Source organism: Candidatus Oleimmundimicrobium sp. (assembly GCF_030651595.1).
Classification (GTDB): domain Bacteria; phylum Actinomycetota; class Aquicultoria; order UBA3085; family Oleimmundimicrobiaceae; genus JAUSCH01.
In genome coordinates this window covers 43,459-50,713 of record NZ_JAUSCH010000065.1, presented here as the reverse complement: position 1 = coordinate 50,713, position 7,255 = coordinate 43,459, and the positions used below count along the sequence as shown (strand labels likewise).

Below are 7,255 nucleotides of genomic sequence, written 5' to 3'. Positions count from 1 at the left end.
TCATTTTTAGGTTTCAAAATAGGTTGTTCAGGAAATAAGCCGAAGCTGTTTGAGTCAGGCTTATATCCGCCTTACAACATAGTTGGAAGCTTTGGTTTAAAAAGCCAAAGGGAAGGATATGGTTTAGTCTGACGAGTTCTGCCGTGCCTACCGGCAGGCAGGTAGGCGCCTGAACAACCGTTATTTTGGAGCTGTTTAAAAAATGATCGGCCGTCCTTCTTTTGCTTCGTTTTCTTAGACGAGTAAGAAAATGAAGGAAATAAAGTTTCGCAATGAGAGAGTCGAGTGAATAGGGAGGCAAACCAGAGTCCAAGAACAACCCACAAAAAAAATAAATTAATAAAACTAAGTTTTAAAAAAATAGACGTAAAAATCAAACGTTATGATTAAAACGAGATTGCCGCGCTCCGCTCGCAATGACTAGCTCACAACCATTAGCTTTCAACAAGTTGAAAGCTAATTTACAAGCCCAATTCTATCCACCGGCCAATAGATAAAAAATACCTTCCCCACCACATCATCTTCAGGAATCGGCCCAAAGATGCGGCTATCATAACTATTCGGCCGGTTGTCGCCGGCGACAAACACGTAGTCCTGAGGTATTTCGATTGGTTCAAGTCCGCTTAAATCATGGTTCTTTATATAGGATTCTTCGACTGGTTTTCCATCAATTACCAAAACGCCTTCTTTAATTTCAATCGTTTGCCCTTCAGTAGCTACAACTCTCTTTACAAAATCGGTTTTATTCATGGGAGATTTAAGGATTATAATGTCACCATCCTCAATATCTGATAAACGGTAAATAAATTTGCTAACAAGAACTCGGTCGCTATCATGAAGCGTTGGGTCCATGGAATGCTGTTGAATTGTAAAAGCCTCAACAATAAATAAGCGTATTACAAATGAAAATAAAAAAGCTGCAATAACTATAAAAACCGTCTCTTTTATAAAAGCCCAAAAGGGACTGCTTTTTGATTCTTTACCCGGAGCTTCGCTTTCAAACAACTCTTCGTTAATTGCTTCTTTTCCTTCTGTCATTATCTCACAACCACATTAACAAGTTTTTTTGGAACAACTATTACCTTAACAACTTCTTTCCCTTTGATAAATTGAATTAGTCTGCCGCTGGAAAGGGCAATTTTTTTCATCTCTTCCTCTTCTATGTCGGCCGGGACAGTTATTTTATCCCTCATCTTACCATTAACTTGAACGATAAGGGCTATCTCTTCGGCTTTTGCAAGCTCGGCATCAAAAACCGGCCATTTTGCTTGATGAATACTTTTCGTTTCCCCTATCATCTCCCATAACTCTTCAGTAATATGAGGAGCAAAGGGAGCCAAAAGCAATAACAATTTCTCGTTAGCTTCAGCTAAAACTTCCGGATTTATATTTGCCTCGTTTTTATCGTCATAATATTTATGGTTGGCATTTACCAGTTCCATTGTGGCACTTATAGCCGTGTTTAAATTGAAACGTTCAATATCATTTGTGACTTTCTTGATTGTCCGGTGAATTATCCTCTGAAATTCTCGGTCAATTTCATCTACTTCAACTTTTTTATTCTTCTTTGAGGCTTCTATGTTTCTCTCAACGATTCTCCAAACTCTGTTTAAAAATCTGTAAGAACCTTGAACCCCTTGGTCGCTCCACTCAAGCTCTTTTTTAGGTGGAGAAGCAAAAAGGATGAACAGTCTGGCAGTATCTGCACCATAAATCTTAATTATCTCGTTTGGATCAACTACATTTCCTTTAGACTTAGACATCTTAGCTCCGTCTTTTATGACCATCCCCTGGGTAAGCAAGTTAGTAAACGGCTCTTCGGCTCTACAAAGGCCCATATCTTTTAAAACTTTCGTAAAGAAACGAGAGTAAAGAAGATGTAAAATTGCATGCTCTATGCCACCGATATACTGGTCAACCGACATCCAATAATTAGCCGCATTTACATCAAAAGGACCATTCTCTTCATGAGGGCTTGCGAAGCGAATATAGTACCAGGAAGAACAAGTAAATGTATCCATGGTGTCAGTTTCTCTTTTAGCAGACCCGGAACATTTTGGACAAGTTGTATTCATAAAGGCCTCGTTTTTAGCTAAATGGGAGCCGCCTTTTTCGGTAATCTCCACATCATCCGGAAGTACCACCGGCAAATCTTCTTCGGGAACAGGAACCGCGCCACATTTATCACAATAAATCATGGGAATTGGATTTCCCCAATAACGCTGACGAGAAATTAACCAATCCCTTAAACGGTAATTAACTGCAAAATCGCCCTTATCTTGCTCCTTCAACCACTTAGTTACAGCTTTAATCCCTTCTTTGTTAACCATTCCGGTAAACTGACCGGAATTTATCATTATTCCCTCGCCGGTATATGCTTCATTGAGCCCAGCGCTAAAATCTTTACCTGCCGGTTGAATAACCGGCTCTATTGGAAGGTTGTATTTCTTGGCAAAAGCAAAATCCCTTTCATCATGAGCAGGAACCGCCATCACCGCTCCGGTTCCATACTCCATTAAAACGTAATCGGCAACCCAAATCGGTATCTTTCGGTCATTTACGGGATTTATGATATGGGCGCCGGTAAAGCAGCCGTTCTTTTCAATTTCAGCTGATGTTCTGTCAATCTCAGTTTTTCTTGCAACTTTTTCTCTAAATTTAATAACTTCATCTTCATAAGAAGTCCCTTTGATGAGCTCGTCAACAAGTGGATGTTCCGGTGCAAGCAAAAAGAAGGTGCAGCCAAAAAGAGTATCAGGACGAGTTGTAAACACGGTAATGGTCTTGCCGTCTTTGAGTGAAAATTTAACCCAAGCTCCCTCGCTTCGGCCAATCCAGTTTTTCTGCATAATCTTTACCTGTTCAGGCCAACCAGAAAGCTTGTTAAGGTCATTTAATAATTCTTCAGCGTAGTCAGTTATTTTAAAGAACCACTGGGTAAGTTCTCGTGGCTCGACCAGAGTACCACATCTCCAGCAGTTTCCTCCTTCAACCTGTTCGTTGGCAAGAACCGTTTCACATGAGCTACACCAGTTTACTTTAGCTTTTTTACGATAGACCAAACCTCTCTTGTAAAACTGCAAAAATAGCCACTGGCCCCATTTATAATATTTTGGCTCGCAAGTTATGATTTCACGATCCCAGTTATAGCTTAAGCCCAAACCTCTTAATTGAGTTCGCATAGTCTTGATATTTTTAAAAGTCCAATTTTTGGGATGAATTCCATGAGCTATTGCCGCATTTTCGGCCGGCATACCAAAAGCATCATAACCAATTGGATGAAGAACATTGTAACCCTTCATCCTGTTATAGCGAGCCAGCACATCGCCTATGGAGTAATTTCTCACGTGGCCCATATGAATATTTCCCGAAGGATATGGAAACATTTCAAGGATATATTTTTTAGTTAATGATGGGTCTTCTGAAACTTCATATATCTTTGATTCTTCCCATTTCTTTTGCCATTTTTCTTCAATCTTCGCAAAATCATATTTTCCCACAGTACCTCCAAAAAAAACTGGCATAAACTACCACCATCCACAAAGTAGATAAACTAATAATTATAATACTAACAAAGAAGCCCCGTAAAATTGCTTCGCAACCACGGGGCACACTTGCCGATTTTTACTTGGTGGAGATGGAGGGGATTGAACCCTCGACCTCCTCCACGCCAAGGAGGCGCTCTCCCACTGAGCTACATCCCCAAAATTTCGCTCTCTTTTGGTGATTTAACGCTCACCAAACGCGAAGCTTAATAAAAAAATAACTTTCGAATTCGAGCTCCAAGGTGAATTCAACCCGGTCAGATACTGATTTTCGCCATTCCAGCTCTCTAAGTTCCTGTTTAAGGCCTACTATTTCTCTTTAAAGCCACTTATTTAATTTCCAAATTATTATATAAAATGCGGCTTAATAAAGTCAACGTTATTCTGCGTTTGCTTTTTGCTTTAAAACTTCTTCCCATTCAAGATGTGGGGCATCTTTCCAAAGACGCTCAATTTGATAGTATTGCCTCGCTTCGCTTGTGAACACATGAATAACCACGTTGCCATAATCTAACAAAATCCATCCCGCTCTACCGTCTCCTTCAACACCGTACGGCTTAACTCCATTTTCTCTCAATTTTTCTTTAATAAATTCTGAAATGTAATCAACCTGCCGGTCATTTTTGCCTTCACAAATTACAAAATAATCAACAATTCCCAGTAAATTGCTTAAGTTTAAAATAATAATGTTTTCAGCTTTTTTGTCAACCGCCGTTCTTGCAGCTATCCTGGCAATTTCTTTAGAATCTAACAAACAACCGCCTCTTTTAATTTTCTTCTTCGTTAGAATTATAATCCCTCCCGACAACCACAACAATATCAGTTACGTCTTGATTAATAGTTCGGATGATAATTGTGCCAACTCCCAATGTTTCTTTTATATTGTTGGCGATATCCTCGTTGTCGCCATAAACCAGTAATTGGGTTTCTTCATATTTAAAATTATCCGCATTTTTTGTGCCTACTACTTGATACCCCATATTTATTAATTTGCTTGCAACCTCGCCCGCCACTCCGGGAACACCGCATCCGTTTAAAACCATAACCCTTGCTTTTTCGACTTTTTCAACTTTCACTCCCCAAATACGCGCAAGCAATCCTTCTAACTCTTTTTTATCGGGTTCATAGTATATTTCCTGGCCAACTGCGTGGCTTTTTACCGGAAGAGATAAAATATTTATATCCTCTTTGTGATCCATTAAAGCAATTACCGATGATATTGTTTTTTGGTGTTCTGTTGGAATATCCGAACTTATCGCATTATTGAACACTTTTTCAAAATCGTTCTTATCCATGATTCCTTTCAGGTCAAAGAGGTTCATTTTTGTATAACCATGAAACTCAACCCCAAAAAGATTTTGAATGGCAGATATCGCCGTGGAATCTTTTTTAAGAGAAAGCATCTCACTGACTTTCTCAAAACCCAATCCCGGAATCTCAATGATGACATCTTTTGGAACAGATATCCCGTTTATAATTCCCTCTTTTAAATCACAAAATAACGCCAGTGTTTCAGCAACTGTCTCTTTGTCTCCCTCTTTCTGCACACCCATTACCAAAAAAATAACCGTATCCCCGAGCTCAGGTTTTAAGGAAGACGCGTCCACCTTATCATTCTTGTTTGAAGTAGTAGTTGACGAGTTTGAGGTAGTAAGATTATCGGCATTTCTGTTTTTAAAGAAAAAAGAACTAATTCCCGAAATAAGCAAAAAGGCGATTAATGAAGCACCAATAATAAGCATAATTAAGCGTCTGTTCTTTCTCTTTCTTTCTCGCCTTTTATATGCTCTTGAATCTTTTTTTAATATATCTCTTTTTCTTTTGATAGTTGAATCCAATTCCAAACCTCGAATGATTTAGGGTGAATTAATTTTTTATTTCTTATTAAATAATGAAGAGTATGAGCATAAGCCAACTCAAAAACTTCAATCAGCTGCTTCCCTTCAAGGTTTCTAATCTCCTCCAAGCCAGGGAAAGAACGAGTCGGCTCAATCATGTCAGCTATATATACTATCATATCTAGCTTCGACATAAACGGCTCTCCTACGGTGTGCCGGCTTACCGCCTGCATAACATCTGTATCTTTAATTCCTAATTGAGAAAAGATTAACCTTGCTCCAACTGGGGCATGAAGTAAATATGGATCATATTCTTCAGCACTATTTATGGAAAGACCAAGTTTTTTTGCTTCAAAAATTATATCAGTCTTTTTTATGCCCTTTCCGTAGTCATGAAGTAACCCGGCCAAAGCCGCTTTTTTAACATCAACCCCAAACTTTTGAGCCATTTCTTTAGCCGTATTTCTAACTCTCAAGCTATGGGCAAAAAGCTTTTCATCCAACCACTCAGAAAGCAAATTTAAAATTTTTTCTTCGCTATACCTCAAATAAAATCACCTATAAAATTTACGTTTAAGGACATAATTTGCAACACCCTCAGGCATAAGATACTTTATTGAATAACCATGTAAAACGCGATGCCTGATATCAGTTGAAGAAATAGCAAGAGCCGGTATTTCCATTATATAAACTTTCAGTTTTCCGGGTTCAGGCTCTTTGTTTTCATTGGGAATAACATGTAGTTCTTTAAATTTTTTCAGACAATATCCCGGTCGAGTTGCAGCAATAAATTTGCACATTTTAGCGAGTTTTTTCGCATCTCGCCAAGTAATAATCTCAAGTATTGCATCAGCTCCGGTAATAAAATATATTTCCGCTTCATCCCCATAAATCTCCCTAAATTCTCGAACCGTATCTATCGTATATGAGGGGCCTTCTTTATCAATCTCGATTTTTGATACTTCAAAATCAGGATTTGAAGCTGTTGCAATAACCGTCATAAGATAACGTTCAACCGAATCTAAGGATTTTCTTACTTCTTTATGAGGAGGTTGCCCGGCGGGTACAAAAATCACCTTATCCAGTTTAAATTGAACTAAGGCTTCTTCAGCTGTAACTAAATGACCATTATGGATGGGGTCAAACGTGCCCCCCATTATGCCAATCTTAATTGATTTTTTTTGTGTCAATGCAATCACCTAAAATAATTTTACTATAACCGTTCTCTCTCACCAAAAAAAATCTTCTTTTATAGATTATCTGCCTGATAGCACAGCCTTACCAGGTACTGGCTCGTACCGGGCGGCCTCGATGGCTAGTTAAATTAATAAATAAAAACGAAAAAATAAAAATTACCTGCCTGCCGGTAGGCACGGTATAGAAAAATGTAAGATGTTAAAGACAAAACACCTTCACCCTCCCCTTAATCCCCTCCCATCAAGGGAGGGAGAATATTTCCCCTGAAGGCTGGCGGCTGGGAGCTAAAAATTAACTTTACCCGTTCCCTTTAACCTTTTTATCAATCTCTACCTAATCTCTCTATTTAATTTTTACTGAGTGCTGATATTGAAATTCACTGAGACTAATTGAAATTACCGCCTAATTTCTATTTAATCTCCCCAATTACCACTTAATTTCTATTTAATTTCCACATAATCTCTTCCCAGTTTCTATTTAATTACAACTTAATCACCGCTTAATCTCCACTTAACTTCTCCTTAATCCTTACCCTTTTATTTTTCATCTGCCATCTGCCATATCATTTTTAGGCTTAAAAATAGATTTGCTTGGAACAAGCGCCGAAGCTGTTTGAGCCCCGATATTATCGGAGCGAGTTCTGCAGGCGCCCAAGCAAGCCGTAAATTTTTAAGC

General features: G+C 38.6%; 6 protein-coding genes and 1 tRNA gene. All 7 read right to left on the bottom strand.

From position 1 onward, the window contains the following. Positions 1–456: 456 nt before the first annotated feature. A complete protein-coding gene (gene lepB, locus Q7U95_RS04585; protein ID WP_308752239.1) occupies positions 457–1,038 on the bottom strand; it encodes a signal peptidase I in 582 nt (193 codons plus the stop codon). Then, positions 1,038–3,524 carry a leucine--tRNA ligase gene (leuS, locus tag Q7U95_RS04580; protein WP_308752237.1) on the bottom strand — a complete coding sequence of 829 codons (2,487 nt, stop codon included), beginning with the start codon at positions 3,522–3,524 and terminating at the stop codon, positions 1,038–1,040. The genes lepB and leuS overlap by 1 nt, the downstream gene beginning before the upstream one ends. A gap of 105 nt (positions 3,525–3,629) precedes the next feature. Continuing rightward, positions 3,630–3,704: transfer RNA gene (locus tag Q7U95_RS04575), tRNA-Ala, on the bottom strand. 220 nt (positions 3,705–3,924) lie between these two features. Further along, positions 3,925–4,299 carry a ribosome silencing factor gene (gene rsfS / locus Q7U95_RS04570; protein ID WP_308752235.1) on the bottom strand — a complete coding sequence of 125 codons (375 nt, stop codon included), beginning with the start codon at positions 4,297–4,299 and terminating at the stop codon, positions 3,925–3,927. Between the two features lie 13 nt (positions 4,300–4,312). Beyond that, positions 4,313–5,383 (bottom strand): LytR C-terminal domain-containing protein, encoded by a 1,071-nt coding sequence (locus Q7U95_RS04565; RefSeq protein WP_308752233.1) that lies wholly within the window; start codon positions 5,381–5,383, stop codon positions 4,313–4,315. Further along, positions 5,347–5,931 carry a bis(5'-nucleosyl)-tetraphosphatase (symmetrical) YqeK gene (gene yqeK / locus Q7U95_RS04560; RefSeq protein ID WP_308752231.1) on the bottom strand — a complete coding sequence of 195 codons (585 nt, stop codon included), beginning with the start codon at positions 5,929–5,931 and terminating at the stop codon, positions 5,347–5,349. Before yqeK ends, Q7U95_RS04565 begins: the two co-directional genes overlap by 37 nt. A 6-nt stretch (positions 5,932–5,937) precedes the next feature. Continuing rightward, positions 5,938–6,573: a nicotinate-nucleotide adenylyltransferase gene (gene nadD, locus Q7U95_RS04555; RefSeq protein WP_308752229.1), complete on the bottom strand. Its 636-nt coding sequence runs from the start codon at positions 6,571–6,573 to the stop codon at positions 5,938–5,940. Positions 6,574–7,255: the final 682 nt, after the last annotated feature.